Genomic DNA, 14,782 nt, shown 5'->3' with positions numbered 1-14,782 from the left:
CGGCGCCTATTCGGCCGCAGACTGGGCGGCTTCCCATTCCTTGAGGGCGCGGCGGGCCGCGTCGAAGACCTCGCAGACCTTCTGCACCTGGGCCGGCGTGTGGGCCGCCGAGAGGCTGCAGCGCAGCAGGCAGGAGCCGTCCGGCGTGCCCGGCGGCAGCGCCAGGTTCACGTAGACGCCGGCCTCGATCAGCGCATTCCACATGAAGACCGCCGCTTCCTCGCTGGGCAGCTTCACGGCGATGATCGGACTGGTCTCGGCGCAGATCGCGAAGCCCAGGTCTTTCAGGCCGTTGTAGAGCGCCTCGGCATTGTCCCAGAGCTGCCGGCGCAGCTGCGGCTCGGACTGGATTTTCTTCAGCGTCGCCATGGCCGTGGCGATGCTGGACGGCGAGGAGGAGGCCGTGAACATATAGGGCCGGCTGGTGAAGCGCAGCTGCTCGAACTCCGGGTTGCTCGAGGCGCCGAAACCGCCGACCGCGCCCAGGCTCTTGGAGAAGGTGCCGACAACGTAGTCGACGTCGTCCTCGACGTCGTAAGCCTCGGCGATGCCGCGGCCGTTGTCGCCGAAGACGCCCAGGGAGTGGGCCTCGTCGACCAGCAGCTCGACCCCGTGGCGGCGCTTTACGTCGACGAACTCGTCCAGCGGCGCCTGGTCGCCCAGCATGGAATAGATGCCCTCGACGATGATCAGCTTGCTCGCCTTGTCGTCCTTGAGGCGCTCCAGGCGCTTGTCGAGGTCGGCGGGCGAGTTGTGGCGGAAGCGGATCAGCGTCGCCCCGCTGAGACGGCAGCCGTCGTAAATGCTGGCGTGGGAGTCGGAGTCCAGCAGGATGGTGTCCTTGGGGCCGGCGAGGCCGGCGATAACGCCCAGGTTGGCCTGGTAGCCGGTCGGGAAGACCATGGCGGCGCTGCGGCCCAGGAAGGCCGCGATCGCCTGCTCCAGCGCCCGGTGGCTCGCGTAGGTGCCGTTGGCGATGCGCGAGCCCGTGGTGCCGGTGCCCTGCTCGCGCACCGCCTCCACCGTGGCCTCGACGCAGTCGGGATCGAAGGTCAGGCCCAGATAGTTGTTGGTGCCGACCAGGATTGTCTCGCGACCGTCGACGATCGCCTCGGTAGCCGAGACGATGCGGTCCATGCACATGTTGAAGGGATCTCTGCCGGCCGCCAGAAGGCGGTCGTGGCGGGCGGCTACCTGATCATATTTATCGAACAGACTCATATGGTTAGCCCTTGCTCAATTGTGCAAGCACCGCTTCGACCAGATCCTGGAGGTTGTTCACGTCCGGGAGCAGGCTGATTGGGATGTCGATCTCGAAGCGGTCTTCGATTTCCATGACCAGGTTCATGGCGGCGACGGAATCCATGTAGAGGTCGGCCGAAAGGTCGGTTTCCGGCGTTATCTCGATGCCCTTGGGATTAAAGGGTTGGAGGAGCGTGACTATCTCCTCCTGGACCTTATCGGCAGTCCACTGCATATCTTTCCCTCATGATCGGGACCCTCTGAAGTGGGGAGGGATCCCGTTTCCTACCTGGTTCCCCCAAAGCGACGTTACAGCGCCTGCGCTGTCCACGATGTCCGGGACGCGCGCGTCAAAGCCAGCCAGCAGCCTTATACCACGCGACGGTCTTGGAGAAACCCTCGTCCAGGCCTACCGCCGGACGCCAGGAAATGCAATCGCTCAGCGACGGGGCCCCGGGCGGCTGCGGGCGGCAGACCCAGTCCGGGTGCCCGAATTCGTTGACCTTGCCCTGGGACAGCACGGCCGGACGGCCGCTCACCAGGGCGCCGGCGGTGCTGAGGGCCGCGGCCAGGCGCTGGAGGACGCGCGGGACGGTCACGGCACGCACCGGCCGTCCGGCCAGGCGTCCGGCGGCAGCCAGCACCTCCGCCCAGCCATACCCGCCGGCGGTGCCGTCGTCGGGCCCCAGGAAGCCGCCGGCCGGCAGCTCCGGGGCCAGGGCGGCGACCGCGGCGGCGGCCAAGTCCTCGACGTAGATCATGGAGAACCGCCCGCTGCCGCCGGGCACCAGGGCAAGGCCGCGCAGGAACTGGCGGAACAGCGGCAGGGTGGCCCGGTCGCCCGGCCCGTAGACCACGGCGGGGCGCAGCACCCGCCAGTCCAGCCCTGCGCCGAGGCGGCGCAGCGCCTCCTCGGCCTGGCGCTTGCTGTCGGCGTAGGGCGAGAGCTGCGGCTCGCGCGCCGCCAGTGAGGAGATGAGCACGAAGCGCGGGGCGGGCCCGCCGGCCTGCCTCCCGGCTTCCAGCGCGCGCAGCAGGGCCGCCGTGCCCTCCGCATTGACCCGCAGGAAGTCCGCCCTGCGCCGCGCGGCGACCAGCCCGGCGCAGTGGATCACCGCGTCCGCGCCGGCGACCAGCTCGGCCAGGGCTTCGCTGGACTCTAGATCGCCCGGGATCGCCGTTACGCTGCCCGGTGGGGCACCCTCGACCGGCGGCAGGCCGTCGGGGCGGCGCGTGAGGGCGCGCACCTGCCAGCCTTCGGCGACCAGGCGGCGCAGAATGTGGCCGCCCACGAAGCCGGAGCCGCCGGTCAGGGCGACGCTGCCGCGGGGCGTGATTGCGTCATTCATGGCTGTTCGTCGGCTCCGCGCGGGCGGGGCGGGTTGCGCCCGGCGCCGGACGGCGCGGCCAAGCTAGCGGCGCTGCTCGGAATAGGCCGGGGTCGGCGCGGCCTGCCGGCTGGAGGCGAGATTGAGATCGCTGATCTCTCCGGAGATGTAGTCGGCCTTCACCGCCGAACGGCTCAGCTTGCCGGAGGAGGTGAACTTCAGGGTCTTCGGCGGCACCAGGACCACGCGGCAGTCGGCGCCGCAGGTCTTGCGCACCGTGGCCACCACCTTCTTGCGCAGGCTTTCGCGCGCGGCCGTGTCGTGCATGCGGCACTGCAAGACCACGATCATCCGCTCGTTGCCGTCGGTCTCGATGACGGAGAAGCAGGCGACGTCGCTGCCGCGCACCTCTTCAAGGGCTTCCACGGCCCACTCTACGTCCTGCGGCCAGATGTTCAGGCCGTTGAGAATCACCAGGTCCTTGCGGCGGCCGGTCACCACCAGCTTGCCGTCGATCATGTAGCCGAGGTCGCCGGTGTCGAGCCAGCCGTCCTCGGTGGTCACCGCGGCGGTGGCTGCCGGATCGTTGAAGTAGCCGTCCATGACGCTGGGGCCGCGCACGACGACGCGCCCGACGTTGTGGTCGGCCAGGGGCGCGTTGGTCTCGCTGCGCACCTCGACCTCGTGGCCGGGCATCGGCGCGCCGCAAATCACGAAGGAACGCGCGGCGCTGCCGTTGATATGGCCGTTGACATGGCCATTTGCCTTGCCGTTGGCCCTGCCGTTGACCGGCGAGACATTGCCGGTGTGGGTGTAGTGTTCCTGGTCGATGCGATCGACCTCGACGCCCTTGTCCAGCGAGGCGAAGGTGACGGCCAGGGTGGATTCCGCCAGGCCGTAGCTGGGCAGGAAGGCCTTGGGCGAGAAACCGGTCACTCCGAAGGTCTCGGCGAAGCGCGACAGGATCTCGGCGCGCACCATCTCGCCGCCGATGCCGGCGACGCGCCAATGCGACAGGTCGATGGTTTTGGCGGAGCCGTTGAGGCCGCGGGTCGCGCAGAGGTCGTAGCCGAAAGTCGGGCTGAAGGAGATGGTGCCGCCGTACTGCGACAGCAGCTTCAGCCAGGTCAGCGGGCGCAGGGCGAAGCTTTTGGTCGCCAGGTAGTCGAGGGTGATCTGGCTCAGCATGGGGGTCAGGCAGAAGCCGACCAGGCCCATATCGTGATAGAGCGGCAGCCAGGACGTTGCGCGGTCGCCGGGGCGCAGCTCCAGGCCGTGCTGGCCGATGCCGCGGGCGTTGCTGGTAATGGCGCGCTGGGAGACGAAGACGCCGCGCGGCAGGCTGGTGCTGCCGGAGGAGTATTGGATGTAGCAGGCTTCGTCCTTGGTGAAGGGACGCAGGTCGCCGCCGCTGGCCGGCAAGGCGTAGAAATCTTCCGGCGTGCCGACCATCTTGAGGTTGCTGGCCGCTTCCCGGAGGTAGTGCAGCAACTCCGCTGGGCCGACGGCGATTTCGGCACCGGCCCGGCCGATCATGTTGCGCAGGCGCTCGACGTAAGCGTCGTGGCCGCCGAGGTTGATGGCCAGGGGCAGGGGTACCGGGATCAGGCCCGCGTACTGGCAGGCGTAGAAGAACGTCAGGAAATCCGGGGAAGTCTCGGCAACCAGGGCGACGCGGGCGCCGCGCTCGAGCCCCAGGCGATCGAAGCGCTGCGCCAGGGCGACAGCGCGCTCGCGAATCTCTCGGTAGGTAAGCGCTTGCTGCAGTTCACCGCGCGGGGAAAAGAAATTGCACCCGGTCTCGCCTTTTGCGGCGTAGTCCAATCCGTCGACTAGTGTTTCAAATTCTGCGATGCGGAACGACAGGTTGCTGTTTGTTGATGCCGTAGCACTTGGCATTAATTGATCCCTAGCTTCCTTTTTTGATCTCTCTATCTTTGCTGCCGGACAAGATCTTCCAAGAGTTGAGACTCCTGAGTATCTGGCTATCCCCCGGATCGCCGGTTTCCAGTGTCGCTGGAGCAGCCTTGCCGACCATACTGCTCGTTTCCGCGACATAGGCGAGAAACACATTTAGGGATCGTAAAATCCACCGCAGACCTGCATCCTTTGCCGTTTTATTACGGCCCCGTCAATCCTTGAAGACGTCAAAGGACATAACGGCTCCGATGCTCGGCGGCCCCCTTCCCCCTCTTAATCACCTTGCGTAGCCCACAAGCCGACGCAGTCCAAGCGACTCGCTTTGCTCACTTCAGTGCTGTGATTTACGACAGATGCTCCAGGTAATCAATCAAACAGGTAGCAGTGTCATCTGACCGGAACCTGACGGAATCGCCCGAAAACAGGGCTTTTGGAGAGGGTGGGGCAGTCGCCCGGCCCCGCTGCGCGTTGCTGCGGGCCGGTGCCTTTTCACAGGCGAATGGCCGTTTCGCCCGCCGCCTGCGGGCCCTGACGGTCAGATCTGGCCATTGGAAGCGCGATCGCGGCGGCGCAGCGGGCGGCGCGGCGATGAAATATTGCGTAACAAATTGTGACCGCTGGGGAGACTGGCGGCGCCTTGGAGGCGACACCGGCCCTTTGGGGGGGCCAGAGTCGCCTCCTTCGCGATAAGGTCTATCGGACGACGCCGCAAGCAACCAGGCGACGCAGGCCGGTCTGCTCGGGCCCCAGGTCCGCAGTCTGGCCGCCGCGATAGATCACCAGGGCCTTGAGCGATATCTCGCCCAGGCTCGTGCCGGGGAGCACGAGCATCTGCTTCAGGGGCTCGGCACCGTCTTCAGTGATGTCCACGTTCACCACCGCCAGAGGCGCGCTGGACAGCAGCTCGCCCCGGGGCGCCGAGCAGTCACCGGCGTCGTGCAGGAACAGACGGTTGGGGCCCGGCGGCAGGTCGGCGAGATCCAGTTCCAGGACGAGCCCCTCGGCGGTCTCCACGGCGTGCACCGTGCCGATGACCGGGCCGGGGCCCTTGTCGCGGACCGCCTGCATCTGAATCGTCGCATCGGCGGCTGTCGCCGTCGCGGCGGCGCCAAGCCAGAAAAGGGCCGCCACCTCGGCGGCACGAAAAGAGGTGTACATGGGCAGCTTGCCTCCAAGCAGGGCCCGCCACGTCGGGGGCCCAACGGCGAGGATCTGGTGCGGGCAGGGCGCCTCGTACAGGGGAACGACGTGTAAGAGCCGAGACCTTTACGCATGCCGGCTGTAGAAAATAAACATTTCGTCGCTACTTCCTGCCGCCATGTCCGGTTTTTGGCACTCGCCCTCCAGCTGCGCAGTCGTCAGGCTGTTGCCAGCAAGGCAGGCGGCGGGGTGCCGTGAGGCCGGTGAAATAGGATTTTCTGCAATTGTGAATTGCACATAGCCCACCCCGCCCCCTATTCTGTGGATAAGTAAAAAGGCGGCACGAAATGAACGAGGCCGCACTAGGGAGGAAGGTGACGCAATGCGCATCTTGATTGTCGACGACCACCCCTTGGTGTGTTCGGCGCTTGAGGGCATGCTGGCGACGGCGTTCGAGCCCTGCGAAATGATGCAGGCGCATTCGGGCTCGGAAGCCCTGGAGACCGTGCGCCGGCTGGAAGACATCGATTTGGTGCTTCTAGACCTGAAGTTGCCGGATGTGGAGGGATTTCAGGGCCTTCTGCAGCTGCGCAAGGAGGCGCCCAAGCTCCCCATATTGGTCCTGTCAGGGCTGGACGACGCCCGTCTGGTGCAGATGGCGCGCAGCTACGGAGCGCTTGGCTTCGTCAACAAGAAGGCCAGTTCGGCGGAGATCGTGTCGGCGGTGCGCGAGGTGCTCGCCGGCAACACCGTGTTCGGCGGTCAGGGATCGGCCTGCGAGCCGGAGGAACTGGCGGAGATCGACGAGGTCTCCCGGGTTATAGGGACCCTTACGCCGCAGCAGACCACGGTCCTGCGGCTGCTCGGGGAAGGTCTGCTGAACAAGCAGATCGCCTATGAGCTCTCCATCAGCGAGTCCACCGTCAAGGCCCACGTCTCGGCCATCCTGAAGAAGCTCGAGGTTTCTTCGCGCATGCAGGCGGTGCTGCTGGCCCAGCGCGGCGCCCTGTCTCAGTCTTCCGGGGCGATGGCGGGGTCGGAGGCCGTGCTGGCGACCATGGACAGGTGAGTGAGGTAGGCGCGTAGCTGGGCCGGCTTCATGGGTTTCGAGAAGTACTCGATGCCCGTGGCCTTGGCGCGCTCCTTCACCTCGCGAGACTGGTCGGCCGTCACCAGGATGCCCGGCACATCACGTCCCAGGCGCTCGCGCAGCAGGATAATCGCATCGATCCCGTCGATACCGCCGTCCAGGTGCAGGTCGGCGATGATCGCGCGCGGCGTCATGGCGCCGACCTGCGCCATTTCCAGCAGGGCGGTGTAGGACGGCGCGTTGATGCTGGGGAGATTCCAGTAGTCGAACAGTGTCGTTATGGCGTCCGCCACGCCCTCGTCATTCTCCAGTACGAAGAGCGGGCCTTCGGCCGGCACCACACCGTTGAACTGCGGTCCCTGGCTCGCTGCGGGCGGCAGATCGTAGAGTGCCGCCTCGACGTCCTCGCTGCCGTCGGCCGGCAGCAGCGGCACCGTCAGGTAGAAGCAGGAGCCGCGACCGATGTGCGAGTGCAGCCCCACCTGGTGGCCCAGCAGGTCGGCGGCGCGCTTGACGATAGCGAGCCCGAGCCCGAGGCCGTTGGCCTGCACCCCCGCCGGAACCGCGCGCCTGAACTCCTCGAAAATAGCCTGGTGATTCTCGGCGGCGATTCCCGGACCGCTGTCGTGAATCTCGATGGACAGCAGGTCGCCGCGCCGCCGGGCGCCCAGCAGGATGGCGCCCTCGTCGGTGTATTTCAGCGCGTTGGACAGCAGGTTCTGCACGATGCGGCGCAGAAGCTGGGCGTCTGAGCGCACCACGGCCGAGCAGTCGACCCGCCGCAGGCGCAGTCCCCTTTGCCGGGCCAGGGCGCTGAATTCGGCGTCCAGGGTCTCGAAGAGCTCACCGACCTTGACCGCGGTCATGCGAGGGCGGTAGCCCCCGGCGTCCATCTTCGAGATGTCGAGCAGGGTGCTGAGCAGCGCCTCGGTCGACTGAAAGGCCTTGGCGATATTGTCGATCAGGCCGCGCGCGCCCGGGTCGACCAGGGGCGAGGCCTCCAGCGCGGAGAGATAGAGGCGGGCGGCATTCAGCGGCTGCAGCAGGTCGTGGCTGGCGGCCGCCAGGAAGCGGGTCTTGCCCAGGTTGGCGGCCTCCGCCGCTTTGCGGGCGCGCTCCAGGTCGGCGGCGGTCTGCTCGTGGCGATGCACCTCGTCCTGCAGGATCTCGTTCAGGCGGCGCAGTTCCAGGGTGCGCTCGTCGACGCGCTTTTCCAGCTCCTCCTTGCTCTGCTCCAGCAGCTTGGCGGCTTTGATCTGCGCGGTGATGTCGGTCATGGTCACGACGAAGCTGTCGTCGGGCATGGTGCGGAAATTGGCGGCGACGAAGCGGCGGCCGCGATAGGACAGCTCGATGCGCAGCGGCAGGCGCTTTTTCACGTTGCCGACCCATTCGTAGACCTCGCGGCGGCGCTCTTTCGCCACCTCGGCGCCGTAGCGCGACACCTCGCGGGCCAGGTCCCTGAGGCGCATGCCCGAGTGCATGCCCGCATAGGGCAGGTTCAGCAGCATGGCGGCCTGGGAGTTCCAGGCGACAAGCTTCAGATCGGCGTCGAAGACCACGACACCCTGGGCGATGTTGGCCACGGTCGTGGCCAGGAGGCCCGACTGTCCGGCCACCTTGGTCAGGCGCCGGGTTTCCTCCAGGCGGCGGAAGTGGGTGATCTCGGTGACGATGGTCACCTTGCCGCCGTCGTTGGTCATGCGCTCGCTGATCTGGATCCAGCGGCCGTCGCTCAGCAGCTGCTGGAACTGGCAGGACTTGCGGCGGTGGTAGTCGATGCGCGAGGCGATCCAGGCGTCGGGGTCGGTGACCGCCTCGACGATGACGCCGGCCTCCGCCGCCGCCTGGATGATGTCGTTGAAGTGCGTGCCCGGCTTCAGCAGGTCTTCCAGCACCGGAAAGAAATCGCGGTACTTGCGGTTGCACAGCACGATGCGGTCGTTGCTGTCGTAGAGGATGAAGCCTTCGCCGATGGCGTCGATGGCCTGCTGCAACTGCTGACGGGCGATCTTGGCCTCGCTCATGGCGCGGGCCAGGCGCTGGATGCGCTTCTCGACGCTGGTCTCCAGTTCGGCAACCGACTGGAACAGCTTGTAGGCGTTACCGGTGAAGTCGTGGCTGCGGTCGACCTGCCGGATCAGGGCATCGCGCACGGTCTTCAGCTTGGCATTTTCGCGCTCCAGCGCCGCCACGCGGGCTTCCAGTTCCTGCGGCGTCGCAGCCCCAGTCGCCGCGGCGGCGGGCAGAGCGGAGCTCATGGCGCGGCCCCGATGGCCAGGCCGGTGAGGGTCTGGCTCAGGTGCAGGAAGCGGTACTGCTCCCCATAGGTGTTGAAGCCGATCATGTTGTAGCGTCTGAAGATCGGCAGCAGGTCGTTCTTGATGCCCAGGCGTTCGGCCTCCAGGCGGCGCAGGATGCAGTCGAAGCAGAGCACCGTGTCCAGCCTGCCGATGCGCTCGGTAATGCGCTCCATGTTCTGCACCAGGTTGTCGCGCATGTCCTCGGGGTGGGCGAGGGTGAGGACGATGCCCTCGTCGATCGCGCAGTAGAAGTGCAGGGCGCCTTCCTTGTCGACCTGCTGGATGGCGCGCACATGATACTCGCCGCCGATACGCACCAGCATGGGGTTGGCGGCGAAGACCTCCGGCGTCAGCGCGTCGGGGGCGACACCGATCAGGCGGGCGTACTCCTCGGCCGCCGGCTCGGCGTTGAGCGACCAGACGATGCGGCGCTCCGGGTCGGCGGAGGTCACCACGATCTTCTGCTCGGTGGGGCGGAAATGCTCGAACTTGAAGACCTCCATCTGGCGGCTGGAGGCGCCGATCACAACCAGAGCGGAATCCTCCAGCACCTCGCCGTTGAAGAAGATCTGCGTGGTGTCGAAGTTGAGATTGTCGCCGGCCGAGGCGCCGAAGATCGGCACCTCGTCGAGGGCCGCATAGGCACTGGCGGCGATTTCTTCCTCGCGCCGCGAGAGGCCGTCGACCAGCAGCATGGCGAAGAAGTTCTCACGCTCCGGCTCCAGCTTGCGCAGGAGGCGGAAGTAGGCGGACTCGATGGCCTCGCCGCCCTGGGCCATGGAGTAGTTGCGCAGGTTGGTCAGCAGGCAGGTCTCGAAACTGAAGGCCGCGCGGTCGAAGGCGATGGCGATGGAGCCGTCGGGCTCATAGCTCTCACAGGTCAGGCTGCCGGCCGTGGTGCAGCCGACCAGCGGGATCCCCGGAAAGGCCTGCGAGAGAGGGCCGACGATGTCCTCGTAGGGCAGGTTGGAGGAGACGAAGACGGTGATCAGCGCCGGGTCGCAGTCGGTGATGCCGGCGCTCAGTTCTTCGATCACGCGCGCGGGGTTGCGTGCCGCCGACCAGGCCCGGGCGATCGCCGGGCGGGCGGTGCCGGCGGGGCGTTCGGCCGCGCCGGGCTCGGTGGTTATGGTTGCCATGGGACCGTCCCTCGGCTGGTTCTTCCCTGTGACTTCTTGTTCTCGGTGCCGCCTGCGCGGCCCTTCTTGTCTGTCGAAACCCTAGCACAAGTCTGGCCGCGGGCAGCCGCTTTCCTCCGGGCCGTGCTGCGCCGCAACAACGGCGTGCCGTGGCGCGCCTGCGCTGCCCCTACAGGAAGCAACGGACCTCGGCTTCCACCTGGGCCCGGCGCAGGCGGTCGACGGTTGTCTTGGCGAAAGGCGTCTCGCGGAACAGCGCCATCTTCTCGCCGCCGCCGCGCACCTGGCGCATGCGCAGGACGGTCTCGGCCATGGAGTAGTCCTGGTAGCTGAGCAGCGAGGCCACCACGTCGATGGAACAGGAGCACTGGCGCAGCGCCTGGGCGGTGTTGTTGTTGGCCGCCATGCAGGCCAGCACGTAGTCGGCCACCACTTCGGTGGGGTAGTCGTTGGCGCGGCCGGCGCCGGCGGGCAGCAGCGTCATCACGCAGGCCGCCGCGAAGGCCAGGGCGGTTGCGCGGCGTCTCATTGGCGGATTTCCCGGAAGCGGTAGGTCTCGCGCAGCCGTACCTCGCCGGTCTTCTCGTCCGGCGTCTCCGACTGCACCTCGTAGATGCCGCCCGGTACTGCCTCGGAGACGATCACGCGGTAGGTCTTGTCGGCGAAGCCGCGCAGCTGCGCACGGTGGCTGTCCCCCACGAAGGGCCGGAAGCTGATCTCCCGGGCCGCCACCTGATGGCCGTCCAGGTCGATGGTGACCGCCTTCACGCTGGCCTCGTCCGGGGTCTGCAGGACGCGGCGGATGACGTTGCGGAAATAATGCTGGCTGCCGCCGGTGCCGTTGCTCATATGGGACACGTCACGCTGGAAGAAGACCAGCAGGATGGGATTGATGTTGGTTGCGGAGACCGGCCCGACCGTCTGCTTGCGCGATTGCGGGAAGATCGTCATCTCGACATCGAAGCCCTGGTCCTCCCCGGCGTGGCGGGTGAAGTCCAGCAGCACATCGTCGGAGAAGGGCTTCTCCATCGCCGTGCCCTCGAAGCGGTAATCAAAGATCAGCTCGGCCTTGTCCGGCATTTGGGCGAGGTGGTTGGAGCCGTAGATCCCTTCGCCGGGCGAGCCGGGCACCAGCCCTTCCAGCCCGTCGGTGGCGGCCCCGGCCGCGTTGCCCGCGGCTGACAGCAGGGCCGCTCCCAGGACAACGAGAGCCGTCAGCGGCAAGAGGAGGTGTCGCCAAGTCGTCAGCGTCGCTCGTTTCATGGTCAGTCCTCCACAAAGAAATAGATGGTGCGCCCCAGGGCGAAGGCGCGCTGCTCCAGCAGCACCGGCTGCTCGCAGAGATAGGTCATGGATTTTTCGCGCTCGTCGAAGATCCGGATGTCCCAGGCCAGGGTCTCGCGCAGCTCGTCGGCCTTGCCGCCGTCACCCTCCGCGGTCTTCAAGGTGGCGCGGGTCTCGCGGATGCGCTCGGCCAGAGCGCGCTGGCGTTTGGCGAAGCGCTTGATGCCGGCGATGATCGAGGCGCGGTCCTGGTTGATGATCTGCAGGCTGCGGCCGAAAAGGGCGGTCAGCTTGGTGTTCAGGGCCTGCGGCGGCTGCGCGTCGGCGAAGTCTTCCACCAGCTTCTCGGTCTCCGCTATCGGCGTGCGCCGCGCCGCCAGCTTGGAAGCGAGGCGGCTGACCTCCAGGTCACCCTGCCACAGCTCCGGATCCGGCTGCGGCCCGGCCCAGACCTGCGCGGCGCTGATGCGCGGCACCAGGCGCTGGATGCAGGGCCAGTCCGGATCTGCGGACTCTGCCGCCCGCGCCGCGGCCGGGAGCAGCAGCACGGTCAGGCAGAACAACGCCGGTACCTTGAAGTTCATTGCCGATCGCTTCCTTCGACTGTCCGGGTTCAGGGTTTGATGGCGATGCCCCAGGGGTAGCTGCCGGTCGGGATCGACTTGCGCGCCTTGCCGCGTTTCACGTCGATCAGGGAAATGTCGTTGCTGACGCCGTTGGAGGAGAAGAGCTGCTTTTCGTCCGGGCTCAGCGCCAGCTGCCAGACCCGCTGGCCGACCAGGACGTAGTCTTCCACCTCGTAGCTCTGGGCGTCGATGATGGCGACGCGGTTGGCCGGGCCCAAGGCCACGAAGGCCTTGCTGCGGTCCTTCAGGATGCGCACGCCCACCGGCTGGATTGCTTCCGGCTGCAGGCCAGGCACCGAGAAGCTGATTTTCTTCTTGATCTCCAAGGTCTTGGCGTCGATGACGCTGACCGTGCCGCCGATCTCCGAGCTCACCCAGACCTCCTCGCCGTCGGCCGTGAACTCGGCGAAGCGCGGGCGCTGGTCGACCAGCACGTTGCCGGTAATCTGGAAGGTCTCGGCGTCGATGAAGTGCGCCATGTTGGTGGTCTCGGAAGTATTGACGATGGTCTTGCCGTCGGGGCTGACGCCCATGCCTTCTGGCTCCACGCCGACCGGGATCTCGGTCAGCTGGGTGCCGCTCTCCAGGTCGATCACCGTTACCTGGTTGTCGTCCTCGTTGGCGACGTAAAGCCGCTTGCCGTCTGGCGAGATGATCATCAGCTCCGGGTCGGGGCCGGAAGGCAGGGTGCCGACCAGTTCCAGGCTTTCGGTATCCAGCACCTCGATATGGTCATCGTCGCTGGCGCAGATGTAGAGGAAGCGGTGATCCTTGGAGAGGGCGATGCCGCGCGGCCGGTTGCCGACATCGATCGTCGCGGTGACTTCCATGCTGTCGCCGTCGATGACGGTGATGGAATTACCCTTCTCGTTTGAGACGTAGATGGTCATGGCCTCCACCGGGAAGGCGAAGGGAACGGCCGCCAGGCCCAAGGCCGTCAGGGTCCGCCTCAATCCGCATTGCATGGTCTGCTGTCTCCCGTTTCTCTTCATTGCGGGGTCGTCATTCCAGGGCGCAGTCGGTTTCGGGCTGGTCGTAGCCCAGGCTGTCGAGCGTCGTCCGCTGGTGCAGGAAGCCCGGCTGCGGCGACACCGAGACCAGCACCCGCTTGTTCACCAGCAGGACCGGCTGGCGCATCTGCTGGTTCCAGGGGCGGAAGGACAGCCCGAGCCCCTTGAAGCCGCTGAGGGCGAAGTCGGGGCCGCGCAGGTAATCGCGCAGAACCCCGGTGTCCGGGCTGCCGGTGCGGGTCACCGCCTCGCCGACGGCACGGATGGCCAGCCAGGCGCCGTAGTCGCGCTCCTCCATCCAGCGGCCGGCGATCTTGGTGAAGCGCCGTTGGAACTGGGTCGAGCCCCACTGCTCCTGCACCCGATGCCAGGAGGTGGGCACCAGGCCGTGGGTCCCGGCCACCGGACGCGGTGCGTAGGTGTTGTAGGGCAGGTATTCGCCGAAGATCTCGTTCTCGTCGACGGCCAGCAGCACGTCGTAGTCGTCGCCCGCCCCCTGGGTGGCCAGCGGCATCTGACGCTGTACCTGGATGTGGCCGCTGTCGGTGCGCCGGGCGATGGGGTCGTAGGCGTAGCTCTCCTCGGCCACCAGGTCAGCGCCGAATTTTTTGATGGAGCGCCGCAGGGCCGCGGCGTAGGCCTTGTCCTCTTCGGTGGAGCCGGCGAGCAGGAAGACGTCGGTCCATTTCTTCCAGACCAGGAACTGGAGCAGGGCGTCGGCGCGCATGGCGCGGCTGAGCGCGGTATGGAAGACCTGGGGAAAACAGGTCTCGACCCGCAGGTCGTCGTCGCCGATGCGCCCGTTGAAGATCAGGGAGCCGGCGCTTTCCGGCAGCCGCGCGAGGGTCAGCAGGTCGTCGCGCCGCAGGTCGGCGATGAAGATGTGGCGCCCGGCGGCGGCGTGTTCGGCGAAAGCCGCCGCGATGTCCGCCTCGGCGGAAACGACGTCCTCGATCAGCTCGTAGCGGTGGCCGAGAAAGCTGCCGGTGGTCTGGTTGTCCTTGATCGCCAGGCGGGCGCCCCAGACGCCGGGGTCCTCGACCACCGGGTCGATGAAGGACAGCGGCAGCCGCGGCTCCTCCGCACGCGACAGGAACACGATGGGGACATCGAAACCCTCGGCGGCTGAAGCCGTTCCAAGGGGCACCGCGAGCGTCGCCAGAATCAGACCGGCGGTGACAAAAAATCTGCTGAACAAGTGTCCTCCCGTCCTCCCGCTGCGGTCTGCCGCCGCTTTTTGTCTGGGAGGGTTTGAGAGCGATTATCAGCCAAGCCGCGGGGCCGCCAAATAGGCCTAAAGTGCTATAGGCAAAGCATTCCGCCCCCCCGCCGCCACCGGGCCCGCTGGGGGGCCTGCCGTCGCCCGCCGCGTGGTCGCGGCGCCTCCCGCGGCGACGGCGAAGGTCAAATTTGGGCCGCCGGGGTCCCGCAAGGAAAGCTGTCCGCGCCGCCTCCGCGAAAAACCGCGCGGAGGCCCGCCAAGGCGTTTTTCGGGGGGGCATGGCGTACTTTAGGACTATGGAGAGCGGCACCGCATTTCTCGTAAAAACAAGGGGATCGGCCGGGCAACGGCCGACCCGGAAAGATGCAAGAGTGAGGAGATGCGGGTATGGACGTGCGCGCTGCGGTGGCATTCGAGGCGGGCAAGCCGCTGGAAGTGACGACGGTACAGCTTGAGGGTCCGAAGGAAGGGGAAGTCC

At 66.9% G+C, this 14,782-nt stretch carries 13 protein-coding genes; 1 reads left to right on the top strand and 12 read right to left on the bottom strand.

Annotated elements, in window-relative coordinates; genetic code table 11:
* Positions 1–6: 6 nt before the first annotated feature.
* From spt to H7X47_RS24020, 5 genes are all read right to left on the bottom strand, one after another.
* A complete protein-coding gene (spt, locus tag H7X47_RS24040) occupies positions 7–1,221 on the bottom strand; it encodes a serine palmitoyltransferase (RefSeq protein WP_193371324.1) in 1,215 nt (404 codons plus the stop codon).
* A 4-nt stretch (positions 1,222–1,225) separates the two neighbouring features.
* Positions 1,226–1,477, bottom strand: coding sequence for an acyl carrier protein (locus H7X47_RS24035; RefSeq protein WP_193371323.1), 252 nt, complete (start codon positions 1,475–1,477; stop codon positions 1,226–1,228).
* A gap of 115 nt (positions 1,478–1,592) precedes the next feature.
* Positions 1,593–2,591 carry an NAD-dependent epimerase/dehydratase family protein gene (locus H7X47_RS24030; RefSeq protein WP_193371322.1) on the bottom strand — a complete coding sequence of 333 codons (999 nt, stop codon included), beginning with the start codon at positions 2,589–2,591 and terminating at the stop codon, positions 1,593–1,595.
* A 63-nt stretch (positions 2,592–2,654) separates the two neighbouring features.
* Complete coding sequence (locus H7X47_RS24025; RefSeq protein ID WP_193371321.1) at positions 2,655–4,469, bottom strand: fatty acyl-AMP ligase; 1,815 nt, start codon at positions 4,467–4,469, stop codon at positions 2,655–2,657.
* A gap of 714 nt (positions 4,470–5,183) precedes the next feature.
* Complete coding sequence (locus H7X47_RS24020; protein ID WP_193371320.1) at positions 5,184–5,648, bottom strand: hypothetical protein; 465 nt, start codon at positions 5,646–5,648, stop codon at positions 5,184–5,186.
* A gap of 364 nt (positions 5,649–6,012) precedes the next feature.
* Between H7X47_RS24020 and H7X47_RS24015 the strand changes: the two genes are divergently transcribed.
* Complete coding sequence (locus H7X47_RS24015; RefSeq protein WP_193371319.1) at positions 6,013–6,699, top strand: response regulator; 687 nt, start codon at positions 6,013–6,015, stop codon at positions 6,697–6,699.
* Here the strand turns inward: H7X47_RS24015 and H7X47_RS24010 are convergent.
* The 7 genes from H7X47_RS24010 to H7X47_RS23980 all read right to left on the bottom strand — a co-directional run bounded on the left by H7X47_RS24010 (position 6,642) and on the right by H7X47_RS23980 (position 14,280).
* On the bottom strand, positions 6,642–8,981 hold the full coding sequence (locus H7X47_RS24010) for a hybrid sensor histidine kinase/response regulator (protein ID WP_193371318.1): 2,340 nt from the start codon (positions 8,979–8,981) through the stop codon (positions 6,642–6,644). The two genes, H7X47_RS24015 and H7X47_RS24010, sit on opposite strands and share 58 nt — an antisense overlap.
* Positions 8,978–10,162, bottom strand: a complete 1,185-nt coding sequence (locus H7X47_RS24005) for an FIST N-terminal domain-containing protein (protein WP_193371317.1) — start codon at positions 10,160–10,162, stop codon at positions 8,978–8,980. Before H7X47_RS24005 ends, H7X47_RS24010 begins: the two co-directional genes overlap by 4 nt.
* Before the next feature lie 169 nt (positions 10,163–10,331).
* Positions 10,332–10,691 (bottom strand): hypothetical protein, encoded by a 360-nt coding sequence (locus tag H7X47_RS24000; protein WP_193371316.1) that lies wholly within the window; start codon positions 10,689–10,691, stop codon positions 10,332–10,334.
* Complete coding sequence (locus H7X47_RS23995; RefSeq protein WP_193371315.1) at positions 10,688–11,425, bottom strand: hypothetical protein; 738 nt, start codon at positions 11,423–11,425, stop codon at positions 10,688–10,690. Before H7X47_RS23995 ends, H7X47_RS24000 begins: the two co-directional genes overlap by 4 nt.
* A gap of 2 nt (positions 11,426–11,427) precedes the next feature.
* Complete coding sequence (locus tag H7X47_RS23990) at positions 11,428–12,030, bottom strand: hypothetical protein (protein WP_193371314.1); 603 nt, start codon at positions 12,028–12,030, stop codon at positions 11,428–11,430.
* A gap of 29 nt (positions 12,031–12,059) precedes the next feature.
* Positions 12,060–13,037: a YVTN family beta-propeller repeat protein gene (locus H7X47_RS23985; RefSeq protein ID WP_193371313.1), complete on the bottom strand. Its 978-nt coding sequence runs from the start codon at positions 13,035–13,037 to the stop codon at positions 12,060–12,062.
* 37 nt (positions 13,038–13,074) lie between these two features.
* On the bottom strand, positions 13,075–14,280 hold the full coding sequence (locus H7X47_RS23980) for an ABC transporter substrate-binding protein (protein ID WP_227010771.1): 1,206 nt from the start codon (positions 14,278–14,280) through the stop codon (positions 13,075–13,077).
* Positions 14,281–14,782: the final 502 nt, after the last annotated feature.

Source organism: Pelagibius marinus, from assembly GCF_014925385.1.
In the GTDB taxonomy this organism is placed as follows: domain Bacteria; phylum Pseudomonadota; class Alphaproteobacteria; order Kiloniellales; family Kiloniellaceae; genus Pelagibius; species Pelagibius marinus.
The sequence above is the reverse complement of the archived record's forward strand: the minus strand, read 5'-3'. Positions and strand labels throughout refer to the sequence as shown.

Bases quoted from the DNA above. Each gene is read 5' to 3' on its own strand.
- spt (WP_193371324.1), bottom strand. From the start codon at position 1,221: ATGAGTCTGTTCGATAAATATGATCAGGTAGCCGCCCGCCACGACCGC.
- H7X47_RS24035 (WP_193371323.1), bottom strand. From the start codon at position 1,477: ATGCAGTGGACTGCCGATAAGGTCCAGGAGGAGATAGTCACGCTCCTC.
- H7X47_RS24030 (WP_193371322.1), bottom strand. From the start codon at position 2,591: ATGAATGACGCAATCACGCCCCGCGGCAGCGTCGCCCTGACCGGCGGC.
- H7X47_RS24025 (WP_193371321.1), bottom strand. From the start codon at position 4,469: ATGCCAAGTGCTACGGCATCAACAAACAGCAACCTGTCGTTCCGCATC.
- H7X47_RS24020 (WP_193371320.1), bottom strand. From the start codon at position 5,648: ATGTACACCTCTTTTCGTGCCGCCGAGGTGGCGGCCCTTTTCTGGCTT.
- H7X47_RS24015 (WP_193371319.1), top strand. From the start codon at position 6,013: ATGCGCATCTTGATTGTCGACGACCACCCCTTGGTGTGTTCGGCGCTT.
- H7X47_RS24010 (WP_193371318.1), bottom strand. From the start codon at position 8,981: ATGAGCTCCGCTCTGCCCGCCGCCGCGGCGACTGGGGCTGCGACGCCG.
- H7X47_RS24005 (WP_193371317.1), bottom strand. From the start codon at position 10,162: ATGGCAACCATAACCACCGAGCCCGGCGCGGCCGAACGCCCCGCCGGC.
- H7X47_RS24000 (WP_193371316.1), bottom strand. From the start codon at position 10,691: ATGAGACGCCGCGCAACCGCCCTGGCCTTCGCGGCGGCCTGCGTGATG.
- H7X47_RS23995 (WP_193371315.1), bottom strand. From the start codon at position 11,425: ATGAAACGAGCGACGCTGACGACTTGGCGACACCTCCTCTTGCCGCTG.
- H7X47_RS23990 (WP_193371314.1), bottom strand. From the start codon at position 12,030: ATGAACTTCAAGGTACCGGCGTTGTTCTGCCTGACCGTGCTGCTGCTC.
- H7X47_RS23985 (WP_193371313.1), bottom strand. From the start codon at position 13,037: ATGCAATGCGGATTGAGGCGGACCCTGACGGCCTTGGGCCTGGCGGCC.